Below are 26185 nucleotides of genomic sequence, written 5' to 3'. Positions count from 1 at the left end.
TACGGGCGCGGCAGGCCCGTGATGCACGCGAACGAACCCTGACCGAACGGCCAACATCGCGCGATTCGCCCCGCGTCGCGCGAGCGGGTTGTTAAAATTGCGGTCATCGCTTAGCCGTCCCTGCTCTCATTCATGTCCCGCGCCCTCGAAATACTCGACGAAGTCTTTGGTTATTCCGCCTTTCGCGGCCAGCAGGGCGAGATCGTCGAGCACGTCGCCGGCGGCGGCGATTGTCTCGTGCTGATGCCGACCGGCGGCGGCAAGTCGCTGTGCTACCAGATTCCCGCGCTGCTGCGCCGCGAAGCCGGGCAGGGCGCCGGCATCGTCGTGTCGCCGCTGATCGCGCTGATGCAGGACCAGGTCGCCGCGTTGAGCGAAGTCGGCGTGCGCGCGGCCTATCTGAATTCGACGTTGTCGGGCGCCGAGGCAGCGGCCACCGAGCGCGCGCTGCGCGAGGGCGAAATCGACCTGCTGTACGTCGCGCCGGAGCGGTTGATGACGGGGCGCTTCCTCGAGCTGCTCGAGCGCGCGAAGATCGGCCTGTTCGCGATCGACGAAGCGCACTGCGTGTCGCAATGGGGGCACGATTTCCGCCCGGAATACATCCAGCTGTCGGTGCTGCACGAGCGCTTCCCGTCGGTGCCGCGCATCGCGCTCACCGCCACGGCCGATGCGATCACGCGCGACGAGATCATCCATCGTCTCGCGCTCGACGATGCACGCGTGTTCGTGTCGAGCTTCGACCGGCCGAACATCCGCTACCGGATCGTCGAAAAGGACAACGCACGCGCGCAGCTGCTCGATTTCATTCGCGCCGAGCACACGAATGCCGACGGCACGACGGACGCGGGTGTCGTCTATTGCCTATCGCGCCGCAAGGTCGAGGAAACGGCCGAATGGCTGAAGGCGCAGGGCGTGCGCGCGCTGCCGTACCACGCGGGAATGGAGTTCGAGGTGCGGCAGAAGCACCAGGAAATGTTCCAGCGCGAGGAAGGCATCGTGATGTGCGCGACGATCGCGTTCGGCATGGGCATCGACAAGCCCGACGTGCGTTTCGTCGCGCATCTCGACTTGCCGAAGAGCGTCGAAGGCTACTACCAGGAAACCGGCCGCGCGGGCCGCGACGGGCTGCCGGCGAACGCGTGGATGGCGTATGGCCTCGGCGACGTCGTCCAGCAGCGCAAGATGATCGACGAGTCCGATGCGGACGACGCGCACAAGCGTGTGCAGACGTCGAAGCTCGATGCGCTGCTCGGCTTGTGCGAGACGATCTCGTGTCGCCGCGTGCGGCTGCTGAGCTACTTCGGCGAGGCGAGCCAGCCGTGCGGCAACTGCGACACGTGCCTCGAGCCGCCCGCGTCGTGGGACGCGACGCGCGAGGCGCAGATGGCGCTGTCGTGCGTGTTCCGCGCGCAGCGCGCGAGCGGCTTCAATTTCGGTTCCAGTCACCTGATCGAAATCCTGCGTGGCGGGCGCACCGAGAAGGTGTTGCAGCGCGGCCACGATCAGCTCAGCACGTTCGGAATCGGCGCAGCGCTGTCCGAGCCCGAGTGGCGCGCGATTTTCCGGCAGCTGGTCGCGTACGGCTACCTGGCCGTCGACCATGGCGGCTTCGGCGCGCTGATGCTGACCGAGGCCGCGAAGCCCGTGCTGAAGAACGAGGAAAAGGTCACGCTGCGCCGCTATGTGAAGCCGCAGCGCACCCGCCAGTCGTCGAGCCGCAGCGCCACGCGCGTCGATCCGACGGCTGGCATGGGCGCCCGCGAGCGCGCACGGTGGGATGCGCTGCGCGCATGGCGGGCGGAAACCGCGAAGACCGACGGCGTGCCGGCCTATGTGATTTTCCACGACGCGACGCTCGCCGAAATCGCGCGCAACGCGCCGGAGACGATCGACGACCTGCGTCACATCCCCGGCATGGGCGTGCGCAAGCTCGAACGCTTCGGCGACGAGATCATCGACGTCGTCGAATCGGCCTGACACAGGTGTTCCGCCCCCTTCTGTAAACCGCGCGGTCGGTCGGCACATCACGCAAGCCGTTGACTTAGTTGGTATTTCCGGAATATCATGTTGGGTTCCGGTATTCGGTGGGCCGAGTCGCGTTCGAAGGTTCGTGTCCGTCTCGCCGGTTCGGAAGTCAACTGTGCGTCGATTTTCGCTTTGCCCGAAATCGATGTGCAGATTTTGTTCAATTTCAGGAATAAACAATGCCAACCATCAACCAACTGGTTCGCAAAGGCCGTCAGTCGGAAACGACGAAGAGCAAGAGCCCGGCCCTGCAGGACTGCCCCCAGCGTCGCGGCGTGTGCACCCGTGTGTACACGACGACGCCGAAGAAGCCGAACTCGGCACTCCGTAAGGTCGCCAAGGTTCGTCTGACGAACGGCTTCGAAGTGATTTCGTACATCGGCGGTGAAGGCCACAACCTGCAGGAGCACTCGGTTGTGCTGATCCGCGGCGGCCGTGTGAAGGACTTGCCGGGTGTGCGTTACCACATGGTTCGCGGCTCGCTGGATACCCAGGGCGTCAAGGACCGTAAGCAAGCGCGCTCGAAGTACGGCGCGAAGCGTGCAAAGGCTGCCAAGTAAGCAGTTTTTGATCAGGGATCGCCGCAGGGCGGTCAAGGCGGGAGTGCCGGATTGCCGGTGCTGTCGAGTAAGTGGTCACCCGGCCAAGCTGGTTAGTCGTGAAGATGTGATCGGGTTTGTTGGTGGCCGCGGAGCTGGTTACAGCTCCAACTGAACAAGTAAAGGAAGAATCATGCCGCGTCGTCGCGAAGTCCCCAAGCGGGAAGTGTTGCCGGATCCGAAGTTCGGTAACGTTGATGTTGCCAAGTTCATGAACATGCTGATGCTGTCCGGCAAGAAGTCGGTCGCAGAGCGCATCGTTTATGGCGCATTCGAACAAATCCAGACCAAGGGTGGCAAGGACCCGCTGGAAGTGTTCACGGTTGCGCTCAACAACGTGAAGCCGGTGGTCGAAGTGAAGAGCCGCCGCGTTGGTGGTGCCAACTATCAAGTTCCGGTCGAAGTGCGCCCGTCGCGTCGTATGGCATTGGCGATGCGCTGGCTGCGTGAGGCTGCGAAGAAGCGCAGCGAGAAGTCGATGGCTCTGCGTCTGGCAGGCGAACTCACCGAAGCGGCCGAAGGCCGTGGCGGCGCGATGAAGAAGCGCGATGAAGTTCACCGCATGGCAGAAGCCAACCGCGCGTTCTCGCATTTCCGTTTCTAAGCGCCTGTCTGGGCTGTTTGCGGAAATAAATTCCGGGCGGGTGCGCTTTTCAGGCGCCTCGCCCGTTTGTGTTGAGGCGTGATGCAGCAGGGCTGCATCACGTCATCCCAGTAGAGGATCAAAGTGGCTCGCAAGACTCCTATCGAGCGCTACCGCAATATCGGTATTAGCGCTCACATCGACGCCGGCAAGACGACGACGACCGAGCGCATTCTGTTTTACACCGGTGTGAACCACAAGATCGGTGAAGTCCACGACGGCGCAGCCACGATGGACTGGATGGAGCAGGAACAGGAACGTGGCATCACGATCACGTCCGCTGCTACCACGGCCTTCTGGAAGGGCATGGGCGGCAACTATCCGGAACACCGCATCAACATCATCGACACCCCGGGCCACGTCGACTTCACGATCGAAGTGGAGCGTTCGATGCGCGTGCTCGACGGCGCGTGCATGGTGTACTGCGCAGTGGGCGGCGTGCAGCCGCAGTCGGAAACGGTGTGGCGCCAGGCGAACAAGTACAAGGTGCCGCGTCTCGCGTTCGTCAACAAGATGGACCGTACCGGCGCGAACTTCTTCAAGGTCTACGACCAGCTCCGTCTGCGCCTGAAGGCGAACCCGGTTCCGGTCGTGGTGCCGATCGGCTCGGAAGAAAACTTCAAGGGCGTGGTCGACCTGATCAAGATGAAGGCGATCATTTGGGACGAAGCGTCGCAAGGCACGAAGTTCGACTACGTCGACATCCCGGCCGAACTCGCAGAGACCTGCAAGGAATGGCGCGAAAAGATGGTCGAAGCGGCTGCCGAAGCCAGCGAAGACCTGATGAACAAGTACCTGGAAGAAGGCGATCTGCCGGAAGCCGACATCGTCAAGGCGCTGCGTGACCGTACGATCGCGTGCGAAATCCAGCCGATGCTGTGCGGTACCGCGTTCAAGAACAAGGGCGTGCAGCGTATGCTCGACGCCGTGATCGACTTCCTGCCGTCGCCGGTCGACATTCCGCCGGTCAAGGGCGAGCTCGAAAACGGCGAAGAAGCAGAGCGCAAGGCATCGGACGAAGAGAAGTTCTCGTCGCTCGCGTTCAAGATCATGACCGACCCGTTCGTCGGCCAGCTGATCTTCTTCCGTGTGTACTCGGGCGTCGTCAACTCGGGCGACACGCTGCTGAACTCGACCAAGGGCAAGAAGGAACGCCTCGGCCGTATTCTGCAGATGCACGCGAACCAGCGTGAAGAAATCAAGGAAGTCCGCGCAGGCGACATCGCTGCAGCGGTCGGCCTGAAGGAAGCCACCACGGGCGACACGCTGTGCGACCCGGCGAACCCGATCGTTCTCGAACGCATGGTGTTCCCGGAGCCGGTGATTTCGCAGGCGGTCGAGCCGAAGACCAAGGCCGACCAGGAAAAGATGGGCCTCGCACTGAACCGTCTGGCTCAGGAAGACCCGTCGTTCCGCGTGCAGACCGACGAAGAGTCGGGCCAGACCATCATTTCGGGCATGGGCGAGCTCCACCTCGAAATTCTGGTCGACCGGATGAAGCGTGAATTCGGCGTGGAAGCGACCGTCGGCAAGCCGCAGGTTGCATACCGCGAAACGATCCGTTCGACGGCGAAGGACGTCGACGGCAAGTTCGTCAAGCAGTCGGGTGGTCGCGGCCAGTACGGTCACGCGGTCATCACGCTCGAGCCGAACGAACAAGGCAAGGGCTACGAGTTCTTCGACGAGATCAAGGGTGGTGTGATTCCGCGTGAATACATCCCGGCGGTCGACAAGGGTATCCAGGACACGCTGAAGTCGGGCGTGCTGGCAGGCTTCCCGGTCGTCGACGTGAAGGTTCACCTGACGTTCGGTTCGTACCACGACGTTGACTCGAACGAAAACGCGTTCCGCATGGCCGGTTCGATGGCGTTCAAGGAAGCGATGCGCAAGGCGAACCCGGTCGTCCTCGAGCCGATGATGGCTGTCGAAGTCGAGACGCCGGAAGACTACATGGGCAACGTGATGGGCGACCTGTCGGGCCGTCGCGGTATCGTCCAGGGCATGGAAGACATGGTTGGCGGCGGCAAGATCGTGCGCGCCGAAGTGCCGCTGTCGGAAATGTTCGGCTACTCGACGTCGCTGCGCTCGCTGACGCAAGGTCGTGCAACGTACACGATGGAGTTCAAGCACTACGCTGAAGCTCCGCGCAACGTTGCCGAAGCGATCATCAGCGCAAAGTCGAAGTAAATCTTTAGCTACCAATCGATTATTTTTTGAAAGAAGAGAATCATGGCAAAAGAAAAGTTTGAGCGGACCAAGCCGCACGTGAACGTTGGTACGATTGGTCACGTTGACCACGGCAAGACGACGCTGACGGCAGCGATCACGACGGTTCTGACGAAGAAGTTCGGCGGCGAAGCGAAGGCGTACGACCAGATCGACGCGGCACCGGAAGAAAAGGCGCGCGGCATCACGATCAACACGGCGCACGTCGAGTACGAAACGGCTAACCGCCACTACGCACACGTCGACTGCCCGGGCCACGCTGACTATGTGAAGAACATGATCACGGGTGCGGCGCAGATGGACGGCGCGATCCTGGTTTGCTCGGCAGCAGACGGCCCGATGCCGCAAACGCGCGAGCACATCCTGCTGGCACGTCAGGTTGGCGTTCCGTACATCATCGTGTTCCTGAACAAGTGCGACATGGTGGACGACGCTGAACTGCTCGAGCTGGTCGAGATGGAAGTTCGCGAACTCCTGTCGAAGTACGACTTCCCGGGCGACGACACGCCGATCGTGAAGGGTTCGGCGAAGCTGGCGCTGGAAGGCGACACGGGCGAGCTGGGCGAAGTGGCGATCATGAACCTGGCAGACGCACTGGACACGTACATCCCGACGCCGGAGCGTGCGGTTGACGGCGCGTTCCTGATGCCGGTGGAAGACGTGTTCTCGATCTCGGGCCGCGGTACGGTGGTGACGGGTCGTGTCGAGCGCGGCATCATCAAGGTCGGCGAAGAAATCGAAATCGTCGGTATCAAGCCGACGGTGAAGACGACCTGCACGGGCGTTGAAATGTTCCGCAAGCTGCTGGACCAGGGTCAGGCAGGCGACAACGTCGGTATCCTGCTGCGCGGCACGAAGCGTGAAGACGTGGAGCGTGGCCAGGTTCTGGCGAAGCCGGGTTCGATCACGCCGCACACGCACTTCACGGCTGAAGTGTACGTGCTGAGCAAGGACGAAGGCGGCCGTCACACGCCGTTCTTCAACAACTACCGTCCGCAGTTCTACTTCCGTACGACGGACGTGACGGGCTCGATCGAGCTGCCGAAGGACAAGGAAATGGTGATGCCGGGCGACAACGTGTCGATCACGGTGAAGCTGATCGCTCCGATCGCGATGGAAGAAGGTCTGCGCTTCGCAATCCGCGAAGGCGGCCGTACGGTCGGCGCCGGCGTCGTCGCCAAGATCATCGAGTAATATCGACGATCCGCGGATCCCTGCGGGGTCCGCGATTCCACGGTAAGCAACTCGTACCGTAGAAACCGGGTGTCCAGTTCGATCTGGCACCCGGTTTTTCTTTGTGGCGTGCGAACCGCTCTATTGACAAACGCCCACCGCCGCGAATTTTCGTGTAGAATCGCGGGCTTAGCAGTGGAAGTACCGCCCGGAACCTGATGCTTCGCTCCCCGCCGGCGTCATGTTTCACGTTCTTTTAGTGTCCGGCGATGCAACATCGCCTCGCTCTTTTCAAGGAATCGTCATGCAGCAACAGAAAATCCGCATTCGCCTGAAGGCATTCGACTATCGTCTGATCGATCAATCGGCTGCCGAAATCGTCGATACCGCGAAGCGGACTGGCGCAATCGTCCGTGGCCCGGTGCCGCTGCCGACGCGCATTCAGCGTTTTGACATCCTGCGTTCGCCGCACGTCAACAAGACGTCGCGCGATCAGCTCGAAATCCGCACCCACCAGCGCCTGATGGACATCGTCGACCCGACGGACAAGACCGTTGACGCGCTGATGAAGCTCGACCTGCCGGCTGGCGTCGACGTGGAAATCAAGCTGCAGTAAGGCTTCCGGCGCCGGCCGGCGAGCCGGGTGGCGCTAAGTCTTTGTATTGCTTGCGGAAATCGAGAAGTCGGGCTATACTGCTTGGCTTTTCGCGTATTCGCGTAAAAAAGTTGGGCCTTGCGTGCCCGGCATTTTGTAAATCAGCCCCGACCAATCGCAGTCGGGAATGGAGAAAATGATGAGCCTTGGACTCGTAGGTCGCAAGGTTGGCATGACCCGTATCTTCACGGCTGAAGGGGATTCGATTCCCGTCACCGTGCTGGACGTGTCGGACAACCGCGTGACGCAGATCAAGACTGTTGAAACCGACGGCTACACGGCCGTGCAGGTTGCATTCGGCTCCCGCCGCGCATCGCGCGTGACGAAGCCGCTGGCAGGTCATCTCGCCAAAGCCGGTGTCGAAGCCGGTGAAATCCTCAAGGAATTCCGCATTGACGCGGCCAAGGCAGCCGAGCTGTCGAATGGCGCCGTGGTCGGTGCAGATCTTTTCGAAGTGGGCCAGAAGGTCGACGTGCAAGGCGTGTCGATCGGTAAGGGCTACGCCGGTACGATCAAGCGTTACAACTTCTCCTCCGGCCGTGCCACGCACGGTAACTCGCGCTCGCACAACGTGCCGGGCTCGATCGGTATGGCGCAGGATCCGGGTCGTGTTTTCCCGGGTAAGCGCATGACGGGTCACATGGGTGACGTGACGGTGACGGTGCAGAACCTCGAAATCGCCCGTATCGACGCAGAGCGCAAGCTGCTGCTTGTGAAGGGTGCGATTCCGGGCGCGAAGGGCGGCAAGGTCTTCGTGACGCCGGCCGTCAAGACCAAGGGGGCGAAATAATGGAACTCAAGCTCCTGAACGAAAATGGTCAGGAAGGTGCAGTGGTCAACGCATCGGACGTCGTGTTCGGTCGTGACTACAACGAAGCGCTGATCCACCAGGTCGTCGTCGCTTACCAGGCGAATGCTCGCCAGGGTAACCGCGCACAGAAGGACCGCGAGCAAGTCAAGCACACGACCAAGAAGCCGTGGCGTCAGAAGGGTACGGGCCGCGCTCGTGCCGGTATGTCGTCGAGCCCGCTGTGGCGTGGCGGTGGTCGTATCTTCCCGAATTCGCCGGAAGAAAACTTCTCGCACAAGGTCAACAAGAAGATGCATCGCGCAGGCCTCTGCTCGATCTTCTCGCAGCTGGCCCGCGAAGGCCGTCTGTCGGTCGTCGAGGACATCGTCCTCGAAGCGCCGAAGACCAAGCTGCTGGCCGACAAATTCAAGACCATGGGTCTCGACTCCGTGCTGATCATCACCGACACGGTTGACGAAAACCTGTACCTGGCATCGCGCAACCTGCCGCACGTGGCAATTGTCGAGCCGCGCTACGCTGACCCGCTGTCGCTGATCTACTTCAAGAAAGTGCTGGTCACGAAGGCTGCGGTCGCCCAGATCGAGGAGTTGCTGTCATGAGCGAGATTCGCAAGAACGATCATCGTTTGATGCAGGTCCTGCTCGCACCGGTGATTTCCGAAAAGGCGACGCTGGTTGCCGACAAGAACGAGCAAGTCGTGTTCGAAGTCGCACCGGATGCCACGAAGCAGGAAGTGAAGGCGGCTGTCGAGCTGCTGTTCAAGGTTGAAGTTGATTCGGTCAACGTGCTGGTTCAGAAGGGCAAGCAAAAGCGCTTCGGCCGTTCGATGGGCCGCCGCAAGGACGTGAAGAAGGCGTACGTTTGCCTGAAGCCCGGCCAGGAAATCAACTTTGAAGCGGAGGCCAAGTAATCATGGCAATCGTGAAAGTTAAACCGACTTCGCCGGGTCGCCGCGCGATGGTCAAGGTGGTCAACAAGAATCTGCACCAGGGCAAGCCGTACGCGGCACTGCTCGACTCGCAGAGCTCGACCGCCGGCCGTAACAACAACGGCCGTATCACCACGCGTCACAAGGGTGGTGGTCACAAGCAGCACTATCGTATCGTCGATTTCCGTCGCACGAAGGATGGCATCCCGGCAAAGGTCGAGCGTCTCGAGTACGACCCGAACCGCAGCGCGAACATCGCGCTGGTGCTCTACGCAGACGGCGAGCGTCGCTACATCATCGCCCCGAAGGGCCTGACCGTCGGCCAACAGCTGATGTCGGGTTCGGAAGCGCCGATCCGTGCAGGCAACACGCTGCCGATCCGCAACATTCCGGTCGGTACGACGATCCACTGCATCGAGATGCTGCCGGGCAAGGGCGCGCAAATGGCGCGTTCGGCTGGCACGTCGGCCATGCTGTTGGCGCGTGAAGGCGTCTACGCGCAGGTTCGTCTGCGTTCGGGCGAAATCCGCCGCGTGCACATCGAGTGCCGTGCAACGATCGGTGAAGTCGGCAACGAAGAGCATAGCCTGCGCCAGATCGGCAAGGCTGGCGCGAACCGCTGGCGCGGTATCCGCCCGACGGTGCGTGGCGTTGCGATGAACCCGGTCGATCACCCGCACGGTGGTGGTGAGGGCAAGACGGCTGCAGGTCGCGACCCGGTGAGCCCGTGGGGTACGCCGGCTAAGGGTTACCGCACCCGCAGCAACAAGCGCACGACGACGATGATCGTCCAGCGCCGTCACAAGCGTTAAGGAGTAGGCAATGGCACGTTCTGTTAAAAAAGGTCCGTTCTGCGACGCCCATTTGCTGAAGAAAGTTGAGGCGGCTGCAGCTTCGCGCGACAAAAAGCCGATCAAGACCTGGTCGCGTCGCTCGACGATTCTGCCGGATTTCATCGGCCTGACGATCGCTGTTCACAACGGCCGTCAACACGTTCCGGTGTACATCTCGGAAAACATGGTCGGCCACAAGCTTGGCGAGTTCGCACTGACCCGTACGTTCAAGGGTCACGCAGCCGACAAGAAGGCCAAGAAATAAGGGGCAATCAAGATGGAAGTGAAAGCAATTCATCGCGGTGCCCGCATCTCGGCGCAGAAAACGCGCCTTGTGGCTGACCAGATCCGCGGTTTGCCGGTCGACAAGGCGCTGAACGTTCTGACGTTCTCGCCGAAGAAGGCGGCTGGCATCGTGAAGAAGGTTGTGCTGTCGGCAATCGCGAATGCGGAGCACAACGAAGGCGCTGATATCGACGAGCTCAAGATCAAGAGCATCTACGTCGACAAGGCTGCATCGCTCAAGCGTTTCACCGCGCGCGCCAAGGGCCGCGGTAACCGCATCGAGAAGCAATCCTGTCACATCACTGTGACGGTCGGGAATTAAGGAGCCATACGATGGGACAGAAAATTCATCCGACTGGCTTCCGCCTGGCTGTCAGCCGCAATTGGGCTTCGCGTTGGTACGCGAACAACAACAATTTCGCGGCGATGCTGCAGGAAGACATCGGTGTTCGTGAATACCTGAAGAAGAAGCTGAAGAACGCTTCGGTCGGTCGGGTGGTCATCGAGCGTCCGGCGAAGAACGCGCGCATCACGATTTACAGCTCGCGTCCGGGCGTGGTCATCGGCAAGAAGGGCGAGGACATCGAACAGCTGAAGACGGAACTGCAACGCCGCATGGGCGTGCCGGTTCACGTCAACATCGAGGAAATCCGCAAGCCGGAAACCGATGCTCAGCTGATCGCTGACTCGATCACGCAACAGCTCGAGCGCCGGATCATGTTCCGTCGCGCGATGAAGCGTGCGATGCAGAACGCGATGCGTCTGGGTGCCCAAGGCATCAAGATCATGAGCGCAGGCCGTCTGAACGGTATCGAAATCGCTCGTACGGAGTGGTATCGCGAAGGTCGCGTGCCGCTTCACACGCTGCGTGCTGATATCGACTACGCGACTTCGGAAGCGAAGACGACTTACGGGATCATCGGCGTCAAGGTGTGGGTCTACAAGGGCGATACGCTCGGCCGCAACGATGCACCGGTGGTGGAAGAAGTAGCCGAAGACAAGCGTCCGCGTCGCAATGCGCGTCCGGGCGACCGTCGTCCGCGCCGTGACGGCGAAGGCGGCGCTCCGGGTGCTCGTCGTGGCGCACCGCGCCGTGGCGCCGGCAAGCCCGAAGACGGCAAGACTGGAGAATAACGATGCTGCAACCGAAACGCAGAAAGTATCGTAAAGAGCAGAAGGGTCGTAACACCGGCAAGGCGACGCGCGGCAACGCAGTGTCGTTCGGTGAATTCGGCCTGAAGGCGATCGGTCGCGGTCGTTTGACCGCACGTCAAATTGAAGCGGCGCGTCGTGCAATGACGCGTCACATCAAGCGTGGCGGCCGCATCTGGATCCGGATCTTCCCGGACAAGCCGATTTCGCAGAAGCCGGCCGAAGTGCGTATGGGTAACGGTAAGGGTAACCCGGAGTACTACGTCGCCGAGATTCAGCCGGGCAAGATGCTCTATGAAATGGACGGCGTAACCGAAGAACTGGCACGCGAAGCGTTCCGTCTGGCTGCAGCCAAGCTGCCGCTCAAGACGGCATTCATCGTGCGCCAGCTCGGCGCCTAAGGAGAAAACATGAAGGCTTCCGAACTTCTCCAGAAAGACCAGGCCGCGCTCAACAAGGAGCTGGCGGACCTGCTGAAGGCGCAATTCGGCCTGCGCATGCAACTCGCGACCCAGCAGCTCACGAACACGAGCCAGCTGAAGAAGGTTCGTCGCGACATCGCACGTGTGCGGACCGTCATGACTCAGAAGGCGAACCAGAAATGAACGATAGCGTGAAAACCTCGCTGAAGCGGACGCTGGTCGGTCGGGTCGTCAGCAACAAGATGGACAAGACCGTCACCGTGCTGATCGAGCACCGCGTCAAGCATCCGATCTACGGCAAGTATGTCGTGCGTTCGAAGAAGTACCACGCGCACGATGAAGCGAACACCTACAACGAAGGCGATCTCGTCGAAATCCAGGAAACGCGTCCTGTTTCGAAGACGAAGGCCTGGACGGTGTCGCGCCTCGTCGAAGCCGCTCGCGTCATCTAAGCGGGCAGAGCAGTAGGCAGTAACGGGCACTTCTCCACGAAGTGCTTGAAATCGCAAAGTTTTTGCTTGCGTGACCGGGATTATTTGTTATAATCCCGGTCTTCCCTCTTTATGGGAGCCCCGTCGCGGGCGAAGTTGGTGGGGGAAGCGGACTGGCGCCTGCCTGTCCGAAAGATTCACCGAATTGCGATGGCGGGTTTCGTTTGCCGTCGCTGCTGTTCCAACCCAAGCAGCCGATTGGCTGACGGGACCAAGACTGACCGAATGCATCATGGTGGTGCATCCGGATTAAGTTGGGAAAGACAAACCATGATCCAGACCGAATCTCGGCTCGAAGTAGCCGACAACACGGGTGCACGTGAAGTCCTGTGCATCAAGGTGCTCGGCGGCTCGAAGCGTCGTTATGCCGGCATTGGCGACATCATCAAGGTGAGCGTCAAAGAGGCAACGCCGCGCGGGCGCGTGAAGAAAGGCGAAATTTACAACGCCGTGGTGGTCCGCACCGCCAAGGGCGTGCGCCGTCAAGACGGCTCGCTGATCAAGTTCGACGGCAACGCCGCTGTGCTTTTGAATAACAAGCTCGAGCCGATCGGCACCCGTATCTTCGGGCCGGTGACGCGTGAGCTGCGTAGCGAACGATTCATGAAGATCGTTTCGCTGGCGCCGGAAGTGCTGTAAGGAGTCGCGATGAACAAGATTCGCAAAGGTGACGAAGTCATCGTCGTCACTGGCAAGGACAAGGGCAAGCGCGGCGTCGTGCTGGCTGTCGGTGCTGAACATGTGACGGTTGAAGGTATCAACCTCGTCAAGAAGCATGTGAAGCCGAACCCGATGAAGGGTACGACGGGCGGCGTGGAAGCGAAGACGATGCCCCTGCATATTTCGAACGTCGCACTGGTCGACGCGAATGGCAAGGCGTCGCGTGTTGGCATCAAGGTCGAGGAAGGCAAGAAGGTTCGCTTCCTGAAGACGACCGGTGCCGTACTGAGCGCCTGACGCAGCGGAGTAAAAAATGGCTCGTTTTCAAGAGTTTTACAAAGAAAAGGTTGTGCCCGGCCTGATCGAGAAGTTCGGTTACAAGTCGGTCATGGAAGTGCCGCGCATCACCAAGATCACGCTGAACATGGGTCTTGGCGAAGCGATCGCTGACAAGAAGATCATCGAGAACGCCGTTGGCGACCTCACGAAGATCGCCGGCCAGAAGCCGGTCGTCACGAAGGCCCGCAAGGCAATCGCAGGCTTCAAGATCCGCCAGGGTTACCCCATCGGCGCGATGGTGACGCTGCGTGGCCGCGCGATGTACGAATTCCTCGACCGTTTCGTGACGGTTGCCCTGCCCCGCGTGCGTGACTTCCGCGGCGTGTCGGGTCGTGCTTTCGATGGCCGTGGCAACTACAACATCGGTGTGAAAGAGCAGATCATTTTCCCCGAAATCGATTACGACAAGATCGACGCACTGCGTGGGCTGAACATCAGCATCACGACGACTGCGAAGACCGACGACGAAGCAAAGGCTCTGCTCGCCAGCTTCAAGTTCCCGTTCAGAAACTGAGGTTACCGTGGCTAAACTGGCACTGATCGAACGTGAAAAGAAGCGCGCCCGCCTGGTCGCGAAGTTCGCAGCAAAGCGCGAAGCGCTGAAGGCGATCGTCGAAGACCAAAGCAAGTCGGAAGAAGAGCGCTACGAAGCACGCCTGGAGCTGCAGCAACTGCCCCGCAACGCAAACCCGACCCGCCAGCGTAACCGCTGCGCGATCACGGGCCGTCCGCGTGGCACGTTCCGTAAATTCGGCCTCGCGCGTAACAAGATTCGTGAAATCGCATTCCGTGGCGAGATTCCTGGCCTGACCAAGGCGAGCTGGTAATAGGAGAAACGTAAATGAGCATGAGTGATCCTATCGCCGATATGCTGACTCGCATCCGCAACGCGCAGATGGTCGAGAAGGTATCGGTCGCGATGCCCTCGTCGAAGGTCAAGGTTGCAATCGCGCAAGTCCTGAAGGACGAAGGTTATATCGACGATTTCGCCGTGAAGGCGGAAGGTGCGAAGTCCGAACTGAATATCGCGCTGAAGTACTACGCAGGTCGCCCGGTCATCGAACGCCTCGAGCGCGTGTCGAAGCCTGGTCTGCGCGTGTATCGCGGCCGTAACGACATTCCGCAGGTCATGAATGGCCTCGGTGTGGCAATCGTGTCGACGCCGAAGGGCGTGATGACCGACCGCAAGGCGCGCGCTACCGGCGTCGGCGGCGAAGTCATCTGCTACGTCGCTTAAAGCCGAGGAGAGAGAAACATGTCTCGAGTAGGTAAAAGCCCGATCGCGCTGCAAGGCGCGGAAGTCAAGCTGGCCGACGGTGCAATCACCGTCAAGGGCCCGCTGGGCACCATCACGCAAGCGATCAATCCGCTCGTGAACGTGGCGAACAACGACGGCACGCTGAATCTGTCGCCGGTCGACGAAAGCCGCGAAGCAAATGCACTGTCGGGCACGATGCGCGCGATCATCGCGAATGCCGTGCACGGCGTGACCAAGGGTTTCGAGCGCAAGCTGACGCTGGTTGGCGTCGGTTACCGTGCGCAAGCGCAAGGCGACAAGCTGAACCTGTCGCTGGGTTTCTCGCACCCGGTGGTGCACCAGATGCCGGAAGGCGTCAAGGCTGAAACCCCGACGCAAACCGAAATCGTGATCAAGGGGATCAACAAGCAACAAGTCGGTCAAGTGGCTGCGGAAGTCCGCGGTTACCGTCCGCCGGAGCCCTACAAGGGCAAGGGCGTGCGTTATGCCGACGAGGTTGTGATCCTCAAAGAAACGAAGAAGAAGTAAGGGTGCGCAATCATGGATAAGACTCAATCTCGCCTGCGCCGCGCTCGCCAGACGCGTATCAAGATCGCTGAGCTGCAGGTCGCGCGTCTCGCCGTGCATCGCACGAACACGCACATCTACGCTCAAGTGTTCTCGCCGTGCGGCACCAAGGTGCTCGCCAGCGCGTCGACGCTCGAAGCAGAAGTGCGCGCAGAACTGGCCGACAAGTCGGGCAAGGGCGGCAACGTCAATGCTGCGACGCTGATCGGCAAGCGTATTGCCGAGAAGGCAAAGGCTGCCGGCATCGAATCCGTCGCCTTCGACCGCTCGGGCTTCCGCTACCACGGCCGCGTCAAGGCGCTGGCTGAGGCAGCTCGCGAAGCTGGGCTCAAGTTCTAAGGAAGGAATTCGTCATGGCAAAGATGCAAGCGAAAGTTCAGGCTGACGAGCGCGACGACGGCCTTCGCGAAAAGATGATTTCGGTCAATCGCGTGACCAAGGTCGTGAAGGGTGGCCGTATTCTCGGCTTCGCCGCACTGACCGTGGTTGGCGACGGCGATGGCCGCATCGGTATGGGCAAGGGCAAGGCGAAGGAAGTGCCGGTCGCTGTCCAGAAGGCAATGGAACAAGCTCGCCGCAACATGTTCAAGGTGCCGCTCAAGAACGGCACGCTGCAGCACGAAGTGCACGGCAAGCATGGCGCATCCGCTGTCCTCCTCGCTCCGGCGAAGGCAGGTACGGGCGTGATCGCCGGCGGCCCGATGCGCGCAGTGTTCGACGTGATGGGCGTTCAGAACGTCGTGGCGAAGAGCCACGGTTCGACGAACCCGTACAACCTCGTTCGCGCCACGCTGGACGGTCTGCGCAAGCAGTCGACCCCGGCAGACATCGCGGCGAAGCGCGGCAAGTCCGTCGAAGATATTTTGGGCTAAGCCCGGGTGGTCACCATGTCTGAAAAAACTGTCAAGGTTCAGCTCGTCAAGAGCCTGATCGGGACCCGCGAATCGCACCGCGCAACCGTGCGTGGCCTGGGCCTGCGCCGACTCAACTCGGTTAGCGAGCTGCAGGACACGCCGGCGGTCCGCGGCATGATCAACAAGGTCTCGTACCTCGTTAAGGTCATCGCGTAAGCGGCCCTACGGATCAAGGAGTTGATATGGAATTGAATAACCTGAAGCCGGCCGCTGGCGCCAAGCACGCCAAGCGTCGCGTCGGTCGTGGCATCGGTTCGGGCCTCGGCAAGACGGCTGGCCGTGGTCACAAGGGTCAGAAATCGCGTTCGGGCGGCTTCCACAAAGTCGGTTTCGAAGGCGGTCAGATGCCGCTGCAACGTCGTCTGCCGAAGCGCGGCTTCACGTCGCTGACGAAGGAATTCGTCGGTGAAGTGCGCCTGGGCGACCTCGAGAAGCTGCCGGTCGACGAGATCGATCTGCTCGCACTGAAGCAAGCCGGCCTGGTCGGCGAGCTGACGAAGAGCGCAAAGATCATCGCGACGGGCGAACTGAAGCGCAAGATCGTCGTGAAGGGTCTCGGTGCCACCAAGGGTGCGCGCGCTGCGATCGAAGCGGCTGGCGGTTCGTTCGCCGAGTGACACGCGTAGCGCGTCGTCACTTGCATTCATCGGAGAAGGTACTTGGCTAACAGCCCGAGTCTTGCAAAACCCGGTCGAAGCACGGCGAAATTCGGCGATCTGCGCCGGCGAGCGATGTTCCTGCTCCTGGCGCTGATCGTCTATCGCATCGGCGCGCACATTCCCGTGCCGGGCATCGATCCGGATCAACTGGCTAAGCTGTTCCAGAGCCAGGCGGGCGGCATCCTGGGCATGTTCAACATGTTCTCGGGTGGCGCGCTTTCCCGCTTCACGATCTTTGCGCTGGGGATCATGCCGTACATCTCGGCGTCGATCATCATGCAGTTGCTGGCGATCGTTTCGCCGCAGCTCGAGGCGCTGAAGAAGGAAGGGCAGGCAGGGCAACGGAAGATCACGCAGTACACGCGGTATTTCACCGTGGTGCTCGCGACCTTCCAGGCATTCGGTATCGCGGCTGCGCTGGAAAACCAGCCGGGCCTCGTCACCGATCCCGGCATGCTGTTCCGTCTGACGACGGTCGTGACGCTGGTTACGGGCACGATGTTCCTGATGTGGCTCGGCGAGCAGATTACCGAGCGTGGTCTGGGCAACGGTATCTCGATCATCATCTTCGGCGGGATCGCAGCAGGGTTCCCGAATGCCGTGGGTGGGTTGTTCGAACTGGTGCGTACGGGTTCGATGAGCATCATTTCGGCGATCATCATCGTCGTTCTGATCGCCGCGGTGACTTACCTGGTCGTGTTCATCGAACGCGGTCAGCGCAAGATCCTCGTGAACTACGCGAAGCGTCAGGTCGGCAACAAGATCTACGGTGGGCAGTCGTCGCATCTGCCGCTGAAGCTGAACATGTCGGGCGTGATTCCGCCGATCTTTGCATCGTCGATCATTCTGTTCCCGGCAACGATTCTCGGCTGGTTCAGTACCGGTCAGCCGACAGGAAGCTGGATTTCCAATACGTTGCATAACGTTGCGGAAGCGCTGAAGCCGGGCCAGCCGGTCTACGTGCTGCTGTACACGCTGGCAATCGTGTTTTTCTGCTTCTTCTACACCGCACTGGTGTTCAACAGCAGGGAGACCGCGGACAACCTGAAGAAGAGCGGCGCGTTTGTTCCGGGCATCCGTCCGGGCGATCAGACCGCACGATATATCGACCGCATCCTCACGCGTCTGACGCTGGCCGGTGCGATCTACATCGTCTTCGTGTGTCTGCTGCCGGAATTCCTGGTGCTGCGCTGGAACGTGCCGTTTTATTTTGGTGGAACGTCGCTGCTGATCATTGTCGTCGTCACGATGGACTTTATGGCGCAGGTGCAGTCGTACGTTATGTCGCAACAGTATGAGTCGCTGCTCAAGAAGGCTAACTTCAAGGGCGGCAACATCCCGATGCGTTGAAAAGGACTATGGCCAAAGACGATGTAATCCAGATGCAGGGTGAGGTAATTGAAAACCTCCCGAATGCGACCTTCCGCGTGAAGCTGGAAAACGGCCATGTCGTGTTGGGGCATATTTCCGGGAAGATGCGGATGCACTACATCCGCATCCTGCCGGGCGACAAGGTGACGGTTGAATTGACGCCTTACGATCTGTCTCGTGCGCGGATCGTGTTCCGGGCGAAGTGATTTGAAAAAAGGGTATTATCATGAAAGTGATGGCATCGGTTAAGCGCATTTGCCGCAATTGCAAGATCATCAAGCGCAAAGGCGTCGTTCGCGTGATCTGCAGCTCGGATCCGCGCCACAAGCAGCGCCAAGGCTGACCGCGCGTTTGTTTGCGCTTTTTGTTTGAGGAAAAACAATGGCTCGTATCGCAGGGGTTAACATCCCGAATCACCAGCATACCGAGATCGGCCTGACGGCTATCTTCGGTATCGGCCGCACCCGTTCGCGCAGCATCTGCGTGGCAGCTGGCGTCGATTTTTCGAAGAAGGTCAAGGATCTGACCGACGCAGACCTGGAAAAGCTGCGTGAAGAAGTAGGCAAGTTTGTCGTCGAAGGCGATCTGCGCCGTGAAGTGACGATGAACATCAAGCGCCTGATGGACCTCGGTTGCTACCGTGGCGTCCGTCATCGCAAGGGCCTGCCGATGCGCGGTCAGCGTACGCGTACGAACGCACGTACCCGCAAGGGTCCGCGTCGTGCAGCGCAAGCGCTGAAGAAGTAAGCGGAACTGACAGTTACAGGAAAACGTAATGGCTAAGGCTTCGAACACCGCGGCGCAACGCGTTCGCAAGAAGGTTAAGAAGAACGTCGCTGAAGGCGTGGTTCACGTTCACGCGTCGTTCAACAACACGATCATCACGATCACCGATCGCCAAGGCAACGCTCTGGCATGGGCGACGTCGGGCGGTCAGGGCTTCAAGGGCTCGCGCAAATCGACGCCGTTCGCTGCTCAGGTCGCAGCCGAGTCGGCTGGCCGCGTCGCGATGGAATACGGCGTGAAGAATCTGGAAGTGCGGATCAAGGGCCCGGGCCCGGGTCGCGAGTCGGCAGTGCGCGCACTGCACGGCCTCGGCATCAAGATCACCGCGATTTCGGACGTCACCCCGATTCCGCACAACGGCTGCCGCCCGCCGAAGCGTCGTCGTATCTAAGGATGTGCTGGCACGTTCGTGCTAGCGCATTGCCTGTCGCCGCTCAGCGTCGACGGGCGTTGCTTTTTTGATTGACTAAGCCCACCGTTCGCCCCAAAGGGAGCGGACTAGCGCGGATTTCGATCCGCGTGACTGATTGATAAAGGAATGCAAAGTGGCACGTTATATCGGCCCCAAAGCCAAGCTTTCCCGCCGTGAAGGCACCGACCTGTTCCTGAAGAGCGCACGCCGCTCGCTCGCCGACAAGTGCAAGCTCGACAGCAAGCCGGGTCAGCACGGCCGTACCTCGGGCGCACGTACGTCCGACTACGGTACGCAGCTGCGCGAGAAGCAGAAGGTCAAGCGTATCTACGGCGTGCTGGAACGTCAGTTCCGTCGCTACTTCGCTGAAGCCGATCGCCGCAAGGGCAACACGGGTGAAAACCTGCTGCAACTGCTCGAGTCGCGCCTCGACAACGTCGTGTATCGCATGGGCTTCGGCTCGACCCGCGCTGAAGCGCGTCAGCTGGTGAGCCACAAGTCGATCACCGTGAACGGCGTCGTTGCAAACGTCCCGTCGCAGCAAGTGAAGGCAGGTGACGTCGTCGCGATTCGCGAAAAGGCGAAGAAGCAGGCGCGTATCGTCGAAGCGCTGTCGCTGGCCGAGCAAGGCGGCATGCCGAGCTGGGTTGCAGTCGATGCGAAGAAGTTCGAAGGCACGTTCAAGCAGATGCCGGAACGCGCTGAAATCGCAGGCGACATCAACGAAAGCCTGATCGTCGAATTGTATTCGCGTTAATCCGATTGACGGCCGAGGTACCCCGATTGCGTTGCGCAAGGACGGGCCTCGGCTGTTTATTTTCTGGTTGTTACCGGTCAGCCTTATCGGTGTAACGAGCCGAGGGTATTGAAAAGGAAAGCCCATGCAAACCAGTTTGCTGAAACCCAAGATCATCGCCGTGGAATCGCTGGGCGAGAACCACGCGAGGGTGGTCATGGAACCGTTCGAACGCGGTTACGGCCACACCTTGGGCAATGCGCTTCGCCGCGTGCTGCTGTCGTCGATGGTGGGCTACGCGCCGACCGAAGTCACGATCGCAGGCGTGGTGCACGAGTACTCGACGCTGGATGGCGTGCAGGAAGACGTCGTCAACCTGCTGCTGAACCTGAAGGGCGTGGTGTTCAAGCTGCATAACCGTGACGAAGTGACGGTTACGCTGCGCAAGGAAGGTGAAGGCGTCGTGACGGCCGGCGATATCGAGCTGGCTCACGATTGCGAAGTCATCAACCCGAATCACGTGATTGCGCACCTGTCGAAGGGCGGCAAGCTCGACGTTCAGATCAAGATCGAAAAGGGTCGCGGCTACGTGCCCGGCAACGTCCGTCGCTACGGCGAAGACACGGCCAAGATCATCGGCCGCATCGTCCTCGACGCATCGTTCTCGCCGGTTCGCCGCGTGAGCTACGCTGTCGAAAGCGCGCGTGTCGAGCAGCGTACCGACCTCGACAAGCTCGTGATGAACATCGAGACGAGCGGCGTGATCACGCCGGAAGAAGCGATCCGCCAGTCGGCCCGCATCCTGGTCGACCAGTTGTCCGTGTTCGCGGCGCTGGAAGGCACGGAAACGGCAGCCGAAGCGCCGTCGCGTGCACCGCAGATCGATCCGATCCTGCTGCGTCCGGTGGACGATCTCGAGCTGACGGTTCGTTCGGCGAACTGCCTGAAGGCCGAGAACATCTACTACATCGGCGACCTGATCCAGCGCACGGAAAACGAGCTGCTGAAGACGCCGAACCTCGGTCGCAAGTCGCTCAACGAGATCAAGGAAGTGCTCGCTTCGCGCGGTCTCACGCTGGGCATGAAGCTCGAGAACTGGCCGCCGGCTGGTCTCGACAAGTAAGCCCGGTCGTAGCCTGGCTATAGCCGTAGTTGGCAAAGATGCGGATTTTCCTTTAAAATCCGCATCTTGCTTTTTTTCGTTACCGGCCCGTGCGCCCTCCGAGGTGCGATAGAAGAGCTGGACCAAAACTTTGAATCAAGGAAACTGAAATGCGCCATCGTCATGGTCTGCGGAAACTGAACCGCACGAGCAGCCACCGTCTGGCTATGCTCCGTAACATGTCCAACTCGCTGATCGAGCACGAAGTCATCAAGACGACGCTGCCGAAGGCGAAGGAACTCCGTAAAGTCGTCGAGCCGCTGATCACGCTCGGCAAGAAGCCGTCGCTGGCAAACCGTCGCCTGGCGTTCAACCGCCTGCGCGATCGTGACTCGGTCGCGAAGCTGTTCGACGTGCTCGGTCCGCGTTTCGCGAACCGTCCGGGCGGCTACCTGCGCGTGCTGAAGTTCGGCTTCCGCGTGGGCGACAACGCACCGATGGCACTGGTCGAACTGCTCGACCGTCCGGAAGTCGACGAAACGGAAAACGTGCAAGAAGCCGAGTAAGCTTCCGGTACGCAGCAGGATCAGAAAGGGGCCGAGCGTTTTGCTTGGCCCTTTTTGTTTATGAGATGCCGGCTGCGATCGATTGTCGCAGGCCGGTGCCGGCAGCGGCGCGCGGGCTGCGCTACGATACGGGGCAACCGGTGCGGTCGCCGAGCGGGTAGCCGGCGCCGGCAGGAGCCGGCAGACCAGTGAGGAGGGCGCGGATGATAGTGGTGTTGATGCTGACGACGGTACCCGATGCGGCGACGGCTGCGGTGCTCGCCGACGGCGCGCTCGACGCGCGCCTTGCCGCGTGCGTGTCGGAGCTCGGTGCGATCAAGTCGCGCTATCACTGGCAGGGCAAGGTCGAAACGGCCGACGAGATCCAGTTGCTGTTCAAGACGAGCCCCGTGCGGGCGCTCGAACTGGAGCGATTTATCCTCGCGCATCATCCTTACGAGACACCCGAAATCGTCTCGTGGCAGGCGACGGCATCGGCCGCGTATGGCCAGTGGGTGACCGGCGAAACTCAACGTCTATTTCATGTTTAACGGTATGGCGCTTTCGGTGCGCGTGCGTGCGCTGCGGTTTGTTGCGGTCCTGTTGTCGTTCGTGCTCGTGCTGGGCGGCCTGTCCGTCGCGCGCGCGGCCGACGATTTCCTCGATCCGGCGGTTGCGTTCAAGTTCAGCGCGAGCGAAGCGCCGGGACAAGTGGACGTGCGTTTCAAGATCGCCAACGGCTATTACATGTACCGCGAGCGGTTCGCGTTCGCGGTGAAGAGCGGTCAGGCGACGCTCGGCGAACCGCAATTCCCGGCCGGCCACGTGAAATTCGACCAGACGTTCCAGAAGAACGTCGAGACCTATCGCGACGAAGTCGTCGTTCACGTGCCGGTGAAGCAGGCAGCCGGGCCGTTCGAGCTCGCGGTGACGTCGCAAGGATGTGCGGACGAAGGGATCTGTTATCCGCCGGCCGAGCACGTGATGAAGGTCGATGGCGCCGCGCTCGGCGCCGCATCGTCGTCCGGCGATACGGCTGTCGCGGGCAACTGGTTCGACAAGGTCACGAGTGCGGATTTCGCGCAGTCGCTGCTCGAAGGCCACGGCTTCTTCACGATCGTCGCACTCTATTTCGTCGCGGGTGTCGTGCTGAGCCTCTTGCCGTGTTCGTACCCGATGATTCCGATCGTGTCCGCGATCATCATCGGCCAGGGCACGCGTGCGACGCATGCACGCGGCTTTGCGCTGTCGCTGACCTACGTGGTCGGCATGGCGCTGGTCTACACGGTACTCGGCATCGCGGCCGCGCTGGTCGGCCAGAGCCTCGGCGCATGGCTGCAGAACCCGTGGGTACTCGGCGCGTTCGGCGTGCTGCTGACCGCGTTCGCGGTGTCGCTGATCTCGGGCAAGGACATCGCGCTGCCGGCGCGCTGGCAGAACGGCGCGGCCGAGGCATCGAGCGCGCGCCAGGGCGGCCACTTCGTCGCGGTTGCAGTAATGGGCGCGTTGTCGGCGCTGGTCGTCGGCGCGTGCATGACGGCGCCGCTGTTCGCCGTGCTCGCTTTCATCGCGCACACCGGCAATGCGTGGCTCGGCGGCGCGGCGCTGTTCGCGATGGGGCTGGGGCTCGGCGTGCCGCTGCTGGTCGTCGGCGTCGGGGCCGGGACGGTGCTGCCGCGCGCAGGTGCGTGGATGGACGGCGTCAAGGTGTTCTTCGGCATCGTGCTGCTCGCGGCCGCGCTGTGGATCGTGTGGCCGGTGCTGGCGGCCGGGCTGAAGATGGTGCTCGCGGCGTTGTGGCTGCTGATCGCGGCCGCGGCGCTCGGCCTGTTCACGCCGAATGCCGGTGCTGCGTCGGTCTGGCGCCGCCTGGGCCGCGGCGTGGGCGCCGCGCTCGCGATCTGGGCAGCGACGTTGCTCGTCGGCCTGGCCGCGGGCTCGACCGATCCCGTCAAGCCGCTAGCCGTGCTCGCGGCGCGTACGGTGGCGTCCGGCAGTGCGGCGGCGGCTGGCGCGGCTGCCGCGCAGGACGGCCCGGCGTTCGCCCCGGTGCGCTCCAGCGGCGAACTCGACGCGCTGCTGAAGACGTCGGGCCGGCCCGTGATGCTCGACTTCTACGCCGACTGGTGTGTTAGCTGCAAGGAGATGGAGCATCTGACGTTCACCGACGCGCGCGTGCAGGCGCGGCTCGCGCAGCTTCACCTCGTGCGCGCGGACGTCACCGCGAACAATCCGGACGATCAGGCGCTGCTCAAGCGCTTCAACCTGTTCGGGCCGCCGGGCATCATCTTCTTCGATCGCCACGGCAACGAGATCGGCCGCGTGGTCGGCTATCAGGCGGCCGACACGTTCCTGCGCAGCCTCGATCGGGCGGCCGTTCCGACGGCATGACGGCGGCCGGCCGACGCGAACTGGCGAACGGAAGCTTCCGGGCTGGCTGACAGTCTCGATCGACGGTCAACGAAAAACGGCGGAACACCGAGGTGTCCCGCCGTTTTTGCTCGTGCAGCCGGCGCGCGATCAGCGCTGCGCTTTCAGCAGACGCGCGGCATCGAGCGCGAAGTACGTGAGCACGCCGTCAGCGCCTGCACGCTTGAACGCGAGCAGCGATTCGAGCACGACCTTGTCGTGGTCGAGCCAGCCGTTCATCGCGGCCGCCTTCAGCATCGCGTACTCGCCGCTCACCTGGTACACGTAGGTCGGGAAGCGGAACTCGTCCTTCACGCGGCGCACGATGTCGAGATACGGCATGCCGGGCTTGACCATCACCATGTCGGCGCCTTCGTCGATGTCGAGGCGCACTTCGCGCAGCGCTTCGTCACTGTTCGCCGGATCCATCTGGTAGGTCATCTTGTTACCCTTGCCCAGATTGGATGCCGAACCGACCGCATCGCGGAACGGGCCGTAGAACGCCGATGCGAACTTCGCCGAGTAGGCCATGATCCGCGTATGAATATGGCCGTCGCTTTCCAGCATCTCGCGGACCGCGCCGATGCGGCCGTCCATCATGTCCGACGGCGCGACGATGTCGACGCCGGCTTCTGCCTGCGCACGCGCCTGGTCGACCAGGATCTCGATCGTGTCGTCGTTGATCACGTAGCCGTTTTCGTCGAGCACGCCGTCCTGGCCGTGGCTCGTGTACGGATCGAGCGCGACGTCGGTCAGCACGCCGAGTTCGGGGAAGCGCTTCTTCAGCTCGCGCACGGCGCGCGGGATCAGGCCTTCCGGATTGGCCGCTTCGCGGCCGTCGGGTGTTTTCAACGACGGCTCGATGGCCGGGAACAGCGACAGCACGGGCACGCCGAGTTCGACGCACTGTTCGGCGACGTGCATCAGCAGATCGACCGACACGCGCTCGACGCCGGGCATCGACGGGACTGGCTGGCGTTCGTTGGTGCCTTCGACGACGAACACCGGATAGATCAGATCGTCGGTGGTCAGGCGATTTTCGCGCATCAGGCGGCGAGAGAAGTCGTCGCGGCGCATCCGGCGCGGACGATGAAGCGGATGGAAGCTCATGGCGATTTGGCAGAAATCAGGGCAAGAAGGACCTTACGGAACCCTTAGGTCATTTTCGAGATCGTTGGTATATGATAGCGATCGAGCGGTACGCGTTGCGTGCAGCTCCCCGCTTCTCCTCCCTGAGCGGGTGCCTGTCGTTTTTCGATTAGGCTGTTTGACCCGCCGTTCGACGGCGGGTTTTTTTATGAGCCGGCCGAATCCGCAGGTGCCGTCAGGTGCGCACAGCCGATCCCAGCCGCGCGTTGCCCGCTCATTGTGCTACAGGCTCGCTTTTTTCGTCGGCGACGGACGGCCGCAGCCAGCTCTCGATCAGTTCATGGGCCTCGTCGAGCCCTGTGCGCTTCAGCGCCGAGAACAGCTGGACCGTCAGCTTGCCCTGCACGCCCTGGTCGCGATACGCGTCGAGCCCCTTCTGCGTATTGCGCAACGCGTTGATGCTTTCCTGGCGCGTCAATTTGTCGCACTTGGTCAGCAGCGTGTGGATCGGCTTGCCGGTCGGCGCGAACCACTCGATCATGCGTCGATCGAGATCGGTCAGCGGACGGCGCGAATCCATCATCAGGATCAGGCCGCAAAGCTGCGAGCGCGTCGCGAGATAGGACGACAGCAGCATTTCCCAATGTGCCTTCGCGGCGCCGGGCACTTCCGCATAGCCGTAGCCGGGCAGGTCGACGAGGTTCGCGACGGGCTCGGCGGCCGGGCCGACGGAGAAGTAGTTGATATGCTGCGTGCGGCCGGGCGTCTTCGACGCGAAGGCCAGCCGCTTCTGGTTGCAGAGCACGTTGATCGCCGTCGACTTGCCGGCATTCGAGCGGCCCGCGAACGCGATTTCCGGCTGAACCGTCGGCGGCAGGTCGCGCAGATGGTTGACGGTCGTGTAGAAGCGGGCTTGATGGAGCAGAAAGGCCATGGGAACCGGAAGGACGGGCGGCGCGAGCCGCTTGGTGGAGGCGGGGTAGCCCCGATAGGCGCGGGAGCTTTCAACACGATATTGTACAATACGGCGGTTTTACCGAAGGCCACCGGGCGCCTGCCTCGCGCTTTTATGTGGCTTCTGCGGTAGACTGG

38 protein-coding genes are annotated in these 26185 nt (G+C 61.5%); 36 read left to right on the top strand and 2 right to left on the bottom strand.

Translation table 11 applies throughout. The features are described from left to right. Window positions 1-132 precede the first annotated feature (132 nt). From recQ to dsbD, 36 genes are all read left to right on the top strand, one after another. Complete coding sequence (gene recQ, locus WS61_RS06785) at window positions 133-1980, top strand: DNA helicase RecQ (protein ID WP_059499773.1); 1848 nt, start codon at window positions 133-135, stop codon at window positions 1978-1980. 227 nt (window positions 1981-2207) lie between these two features. Further along, window positions 2208-2588 carry a 30S ribosomal protein S12 gene (rpsL, locus tag WS61_RS06780; protein WP_006400662.1) on the top strand — a complete coding sequence of 127 codons (381 nt, stop codon included), beginning with the start codon at window positions 2208-2210 and terminating at the stop codon, window positions 2586-2588. Window positions 2589-2760: 172 nt separating this feature from the next. Then, window positions 2761-3231, top strand: coding sequence for a 30S ribosomal protein S7 (gene rpsG, locus WS61_RS06775; protein WP_034209730.1), 471 nt, complete (start codon window positions 2761-2763; stop codon window positions 3229-3231). A 123-nt stretch (window positions 3232-3354) separates the two neighbouring features. Beyond that, entirely contained in the window at window positions 3355-5457 is a 2103-nt protein-coding gene (fusA, locus tag WS61_RS06770; protein WP_034209731.1) for an elongation factor G, read from the top strand. 42 nt (window positions 5458-5499) lie between these two features. Beyond that, a complete protein-coding gene (gene tuf / locus WS61_RS06765) occupies window positions 5500-6690 on the top strand; it encodes an elongation factor Tu (protein WP_034209732.1) in 1191 nt (396 codons plus the stop codon). A 283-nt stretch (window positions 6691-6973) separates the two neighbouring features. Then, window positions 6974-7285 (top strand): 30S ribosomal protein S10, encoded by a 312-nt coding sequence (rpsJ, locus tag WS61_RS06760; protein WP_004199280.1) that lies wholly within the window; start codon window positions 6974-6976, stop codon window positions 7283-7285. Between the two features lie 178 nt (window positions 7286-7463). Beyond that, window positions 7464-8114, top strand: coding sequence for a 50S ribosomal protein L3 (gene rplC, locus WS61_RS06755; protein ID WP_006482922.1), 651 nt, complete (start codon window positions 7464-7466; stop codon window positions 8112-8114). Next, window positions 8114-8734, top strand: a complete 621-nt coding sequence (gene rplD, locus WS61_RS06750; protein WP_040143046.1) for a 50S ribosomal protein L4 — start codon at window positions 8114-8116, stop codon at window positions 8732-8734. Before rplC ends, rplD begins: the two co-directional genes overlap by 1 nt. Then, complete coding sequence (gene rplW / locus WS61_RS06745; RefSeq protein WP_004199275.1) at window positions 8731-9045, top strand: 50S ribosomal protein L23; 315 nt, start codon at window positions 8731-8733, stop codon at window positions 9043-9045. Before rplD ends, rplW begins: the two co-directional genes overlap by 4 nt. Before the next feature lie 2 nt (window positions 9046-9047). Continuing rightward, window positions 9048-9875 carry a 50S ribosomal protein L2 gene (gene rplB, locus WS61_RS06740; protein WP_034209733.1) on the top strand — a complete coding sequence of 276 codons (828 nt, stop codon included), beginning with the start codon at window positions 9048-9050 and terminating at the stop codon, window positions 9873-9875. Window positions 9876-9885: 10 nt separating this feature from the next. Continuing rightward, a complete protein-coding gene (rpsS, locus tag WS61_RS06735; RefSeq protein WP_004199273.1) occupies window positions 9886-10161 on the top strand; it encodes a 30S ribosomal protein S19 in 276 nt (91 codons plus the stop codon). A 12-nt stretch (window positions 10162-10173) separates the two neighbouring features. Beyond that, window positions 10174-10503 carry a 50S ribosomal protein L22 gene (rplV, locus tag WS61_RS06730; RefSeq protein ID WP_004199272.1) on the top strand — a complete coding sequence of 110 codons (330 nt, stop codon included), beginning with the start codon at window positions 10174-10176 and terminating at the stop codon, window positions 10501-10503. A gap of 11 nt (window positions 10504-10514) precedes the next feature. Then, window positions 10515-11315: a 30S ribosomal protein S3 gene (gene rpsC, locus WS61_RS06725; protein ID WP_006482899.1), complete on the top strand. Its 801-nt coding sequence runs from the start codon at window positions 10515-10517 to the stop codon at window positions 11313-11315. A 2-nt stretch (window positions 11316-11317) separates the two neighbouring features. After that, window positions 11318-11734, top strand: coding sequence for a 50S ribosomal protein L16 (gene rplP, locus WS61_RS06720; protein WP_006482873.1), 417 nt, complete (start codon window positions 11318-11320; stop codon window positions 11732-11734). A 9-nt stretch (window positions 11735-11743) separates the two neighbouring features. Beyond that, window positions 11744-11938, top strand: coding sequence for a 50S ribosomal protein L29 (gene rpmC, locus WS61_RS06715; RefSeq protein WP_006400652.1), 195 nt, complete (start codon window positions 11744-11746; stop codon window positions 11936-11938). Beyond that, entirely contained in the window at window positions 11935-12207 is a 273-nt protein-coding gene (gene rpsQ / locus WS61_RS06710) for a 30S ribosomal protein S17 (protein ID WP_006477189.1), read from the top strand. Before rpmC ends, rpsQ begins: the two co-directional genes overlap by 4 nt. Window positions 12208-12516: 309 nt before the next feature. Further along, window positions 12517-12885: a 50S ribosomal protein L14 gene (gene rplN, locus WS61_RS06705; RefSeq protein ID WP_006482918.1), complete on the top strand. Its 369-nt coding sequence runs from the start codon at window positions 12517-12519 to the stop codon at window positions 12883-12885. 9 nt (window positions 12886-12894) lie between these two features. Next, a complete protein-coding gene (rplX, locus tag WS61_RS06700; RefSeq protein WP_006477187.1) occupies window positions 12895-13203 on the top strand; it encodes a 50S ribosomal protein L24 in 309 nt (102 codons plus the stop codon). Window positions 13204-13219: 16 nt separating this feature from the next. Beyond that, window positions 13220-13759 (top strand): 50S ribosomal protein L5, encoded by a 540-nt coding sequence (gene rplE, locus WS61_RS06695; protein ID WP_006482882.1) that lies wholly within the window; start codon window positions 13220-13222, stop codon window positions 13757-13759. 7 nt (window positions 13760-13766) lie between these two features. Next, window positions 13767-14072 (top strand): 30S ribosomal protein S14, encoded by a 306-nt coding sequence (gene rpsN / locus WS61_RS06690; protein WP_006482884.1) that lies wholly within the window; start codon window positions 13767-13769, stop codon window positions 14070-14072. Between the two features lie 14 nt (window positions 14073-14086). Continuing rightward, complete coding sequence (gene rpsH / locus WS61_RS06685; RefSeq protein ID WP_006477185.1) at window positions 14087-14482, top strand: 30S ribosomal protein S8; 396 nt, start codon at window positions 14087-14089, stop codon at window positions 14480-14482. 18 nt (window positions 14483-14500) lie between these two features. Continuing rightward, entirely contained in the window at window positions 14501-15031 is a 531-nt protein-coding gene (gene rplF / locus WS61_RS06680; protein WP_006477184.1) for a 50S ribosomal protein L6, read from the top strand. Between the two features lie 12 nt (window positions 15032-15043). Then, on the top strand, window positions 15044-15409 hold the full coding sequence (rplR, locus tag WS61_RS06675; protein ID WP_006477183.1) for a 50S ribosomal protein L18: 366 nt from the start codon (window positions 15044-15046) through the stop codon (window positions 15407-15409). Window positions 15410-15423: 14 nt separating this feature from the next. Further along, on the top strand, window positions 15424-15942 hold the full coding sequence (gene rpsE / locus WS61_RS06670; protein ID WP_006752931.1) for a 30S ribosomal protein S5: 519 nt from the start codon (window positions 15424-15426) through the stop codon (window positions 15940-15942). Window positions 15943-15957: 15 nt separating this feature from the next. Further along, complete coding sequence (gene rpmD, locus WS61_RS06665) at window positions 15958-16140, top strand: 50S ribosomal protein L30 (RefSeq protein ID WP_006400644.1); 183 nt, start codon at window positions 15958-15960, stop codon at window positions 16138-16140. 26 nt (window positions 16141-16166) lie between these two features. Beyond that, on the top strand, window positions 16167-16601 hold the full coding sequence (gene rplO / locus WS61_RS06660) for a 50S ribosomal protein L15 (protein WP_006482880.1): 435 nt from the start codon (window positions 16167-16169) through the stop codon (window positions 16599-16601). A gap of 42 nt (window positions 16602-16643) precedes the next feature. Next, window positions 16644-17993 (top strand): preprotein translocase subunit SecY, encoded by a 1350-nt coding sequence (secY, locus tag WS61_RS06655; RefSeq protein WP_006482915.1) that lies wholly within the window; start codon window positions 16644-16646, stop codon window positions 17991-17993. 8 nt (window positions 17994-18001) lie between these two features. After that, the gene (gene infA / locus WS61_RS06650) at window positions 18002-18220 is read left to right on the top strand and encodes a translation initiation factor IF-1 (protein WP_004521905.1); all 219 of its coding nucleotides are present in this window, start codon (window positions 18002-18004) and stop codon (window positions 18218-18220) included. Between the two features lie 20 nt (window positions 18221-18240). Then, entirely contained in the window at window positions 18241-18357 is a 117-nt protein-coding gene (gene rpmJ, locus WS61_RS06645; protein WP_004199844.1) for a 50S ribosomal protein L36, read from the top strand. Between the two features lie 38 nt (window positions 18358-18395). After that, a complete protein-coding gene (rpsM, locus tag WS61_RS06640) occupies window positions 18396-18761 on the top strand; it encodes a 30S ribosomal protein S13 (RefSeq protein WP_006400641.1) in 366 nt (121 codons plus the stop codon). 28 nt (window positions 18762-18789) lie between these two features. Beyond that, window positions 18790-19191, top strand: a complete 402-nt coding sequence (rpsK, locus tag WS61_RS06635) for a 30S ribosomal protein S11 (protein WP_004197937.1) — start codon at window positions 18790-18792, stop codon at window positions 19189-19191. 154 nt (window positions 19192-19345) lie between these two features. After that, complete coding sequence (gene rpsD, locus WS61_RS06630; RefSeq protein ID WP_006477177.1) at window positions 19346-19969, top strand: 30S ribosomal protein S4; 624 nt, start codon at window positions 19346-19348, stop codon at window positions 19967-19969. A gap of 124 nt (window positions 19970-20093) precedes the next feature. Continuing rightward, window positions 20094-21071, top strand: coding sequence for a DNA-directed RNA polymerase subunit alpha (locus tag WS61_RS06625; protein WP_006477176.1), 978 nt, complete (start codon window positions 20094-20096; stop codon window positions 21069-21071). Between the two features lie 149 nt (window positions 21072-21220). Further along, on the top strand, window positions 21221-21616 hold the full coding sequence (rplQ, locus tag WS61_RS06620; RefSeq protein WP_006477175.1) for a 50S ribosomal protein L17: 396 nt from the start codon (window positions 21221-21223) through the stop codon (window positions 21614-21616). 203 nt (window positions 21617-21819) lie between these two features. Next, window positions 21820-22146 (top strand): divalent-cation tolerance protein CutA, encoded by a 327-nt coding sequence (cutA, locus tag WS61_RS06615; protein WP_059499772.1) that lies wholly within the window; start codon window positions 21820-21822, stop codon window positions 22144-22146. Then, on the top strand, window positions 22139-23986 hold the full coding sequence (dsbD, locus tag WS61_RS06610; RefSeq protein ID WP_059499771.1) for a protein-disulfide reductase DsbD: 1848 nt from the start codon (window positions 22139-22141) through the stop codon (window positions 23984-23986). The genes cutA and dsbD overlap by 8 nt, the downstream gene beginning before the upstream one ends. A 129-nt stretch (window positions 23987-24115) precedes the next feature. Here dsbD and hemB read toward each other — a convergent pair whose 3' ends face one another. Together hemB and yihA are read right to left on the bottom strand one after the other, a co-directional pair. Beyond that, window positions 24116-25114, bottom strand: coding sequence for a porphobilinogen synthase (hemB, locus tag WS61_RS06605; protein ID WP_034209736.1), 999 nt, complete (start codon window positions 25112-25114; stop codon window positions 24116-24118). A gap of 253 nt (window positions 25115-25367) precedes the next feature. Further along, on the bottom strand, window positions 25368-26027 hold the full coding sequence (gene yihA, locus WS61_RS06600; protein ID WP_034209737.1) for a ribosome biogenesis GTP-binding protein YihA/YsxC: 660 nt from the start codon (window positions 26025-26027) through the stop codon (window positions 25368-25370). Window positions 26028-26185: the final 158 nt, after the last annotated feature.

This window comes from Burkholderia sp. ABCPW 11 (genome assembly GCF_001523445.1).
In the GTDB taxonomy this organism is placed as follows: Bacteria; Pseudomonadota; Gammaproteobacteria; order Burkholderiales; family Burkholderiaceae; genus Burkholderia.
Note: the sequence above shows the minus strand (reverse complement) of the source record. Positions and strands in the feature narration are given on the sequence as shown.

Bases quoted from the DNA above. Each gene is read 5' to 3' on its own strand.
- rpsJ (WP_004199280.1), top strand. From the start codon at position 6,974: ATGCAGCAACAGAAAATCCGCATTCGCCTGAAGGCATTCGACTATCGT.
- infA (WP_004521905.1), top strand. From the start codon at position 18,002: ATGGCCAAAGACGATGTAATCCAGATGCAGGGTGAGGTAATTGAAAAC.
- rpmC (WP_006400652.1), top strand. From the start codon at position 11,744: ATGAAGGCTTCCGAACTTCTCCAGAAAGACCAGGCCGCGCTCAACAAG.
- rpmD (WP_006400644.1), top strand. From the start codon at position 15,958: ATGTCTGAAAAAACTGTCAAGGTTCAGCTCGTCAAGAGCCTGATCGGG.
- rplO (WP_006482880.1), top strand. From the start codon at position 16,167: ATGGAATTGAATAACCTGAAGCCGGCCGCTGGCGCCAAGCACGCCAAG.
- rpsE (WP_006752931.1), top strand. From the start codon at position 15,424: ATGGCAAAGATGCAAGCGAAAGTTCAGGCTGACGAGCGCGACGACGGC.
- rplF (WP_006477184.1), top strand. From the start codon at position 14,501: ATGTCTCGAGTAGGTAAAAGCCCGATCGCGCTGCAAGGCGCGGAAGTC.
- rplE (WP_006482882.1), top strand. From the start codon at position 13,220: ATGGCTCGTTTTCAAGAGTTTTACAAAGAAAAGGTTGTGCCCGGCCTG.
- rplB (WP_034209733.1), top strand. From the start codon at position 9,048: ATGGCAATCGTGAAAGTTAAACCGACTTCGCCGGGTCGCCGCGCGATG.
- rpsS (WP_004199273.1), top strand. From the start codon at position 9,886: ATGGCACGTTCTGTTAAAAAAGGTCCGTTCTGCGACGCCCATTTGCTG.
- rpsK (WP_004197937.1), top strand. From the start codon at position 18,790: ATGGCTAAGGCTTCGAACACCGCGGCGCAACGCGTTCGCAAGAAGGTT.
- rpsL (WP_006400662.1), top strand. From the start codon at position 2,208: ATGCCAACCATCAACCAACTGGTTCGCAAAGGCCGTCAGTCGGAAACG.
- rplN (WP_006482918.1), top strand. From the start codon at position 12,517: ATGATCCAGACCGAATCTCGGCTCGAAGTAGCCGACAACACGGGTGCA.
- rplQ (WP_006477175.1), top strand. From the start codon at position 21,221: ATGCGCCATCGTCATGGTCTGCGGAAACTGAACCGCACGAGCAGCCAC.
- WS61_RS06625 (WP_006477176.1), top strand. From the start codon at position 20,094: ATGCAAACCAGTTTGCTGAAACCCAAGATCATCGCCGTGGAATCGCTG.
- rpsH (WP_006477185.1), top strand. From the start codon at position 14,087: ATGAGCATGAGTGATCCTATCGCCGATATGCTGACTCGCATCCGCAAC.
- rpsC (WP_006482899.1), top strand. From the start codon at position 10,515: ATGGGACAGAAAATTCATCCGACTGGCTTCCGCCTGGCTGTCAGCCGC.
- cutA (WP_059499772.1), top strand. From the start codon at position 21,820: ATGATAGTGGTGTTGATGCTGACGACGGTACCCGATGCGGCGACGGCT.
- hemB (WP_034209736.1), bottom strand. From the start codon at position 25,114: ATGAGCTTCCATCCGCTTCATCGTCCGCGCCGGATGCGCCGCGACGAC.
- dsbD (WP_059499771.1), top strand. From the start codon at position 22,139: ATGTTTAACGGTATGGCGCTTTCGGTGCGCGTGCGTGCGCTGCGGTTT.
- rpsM (WP_006400641.1), top strand. From the start codon at position 18,396: ATGGCTCGTATCGCAGGGGTTAACATCCCGAATCACCAGCATACCGAG.
- recQ (WP_059499773.1), top strand. From the start codon at position 133: ATGTCCCGCGCCCTCGAAATACTCGACGAAGTCTTTGGTTATTCCGCC.
- yihA (WP_034209737.1), bottom strand. From the start codon at position 26,027: ATGGCCTTTCTGCTCCATCAAGCCCGCTTCTACACGACCGTCAACCAT.
- rplD (WP_040143046.1), top strand. From the start codon at position 8,114: ATGGAACTCAAGCTCCTGAACGAAAATGGTCAGGAAGGTGCAGTGGTC.
- rplX (WP_006477187.1), top strand. From the start codon at position 12,895: ATGAACAAGATTCGCAAAGGTGACGAAGTCATCGTCGTCACTGGCAAG.
- rplW (WP_004199275.1), top strand. From the start codon at position 8,731: ATGAGCGAGATTCGCAAGAACGATCATCGTTTGATGCAGGTCCTGCTC.
- rplR (WP_006477183.1), top strand. From the start codon at position 15,044: ATGGATAAGACTCAATCTCGCCTGCGCCGCGCTCGCCAGACGCGTATC.
- rpmJ (WP_004199844.1), top strand. From the start codon at position 18,241: ATGAAAGTGATGGCATCGGTTAAGCGCATTTGCCGCAATTGCAAGATC.
- rplV (WP_004199272.1), top strand. From the start codon at position 10,174: ATGGAAGTGAAAGCAATTCATCGCGGTGCCCGCATCTCGGCGCAGAAA.
- rpsG (WP_034209730.1), top strand. From the start codon at position 2,761: ATGCCGCGTCGTCGCGAAGTCCCCAAGCGGGAAGTGTTGCCGGATCCG.
- rpsQ (WP_006477189.1), top strand. From the start codon at position 11,935: ATGAACGATAGCGTGAAAACCTCGCTGAAGCGGACGCTGGTCGGTCGG.
- tuf (WP_034209732.1), top strand. From the start codon at position 5,500: ATGGCAAAAGAAAAGTTTGAGCGGACCAAGCCGCACGTGAACGTTGGT.
- rplC (WP_006482922.1), top strand. From the start codon at position 7,464: ATGAGCCTTGGACTCGTAGGTCGCAAGGTTGGCATGACCCGTATCTTC.
- rplP (WP_006482873.1), top strand. From the start codon at position 11,318: ATGCTGCAACCGAAACGCAGAAAGTATCGTAAAGAGCAGAAGGGTCGT.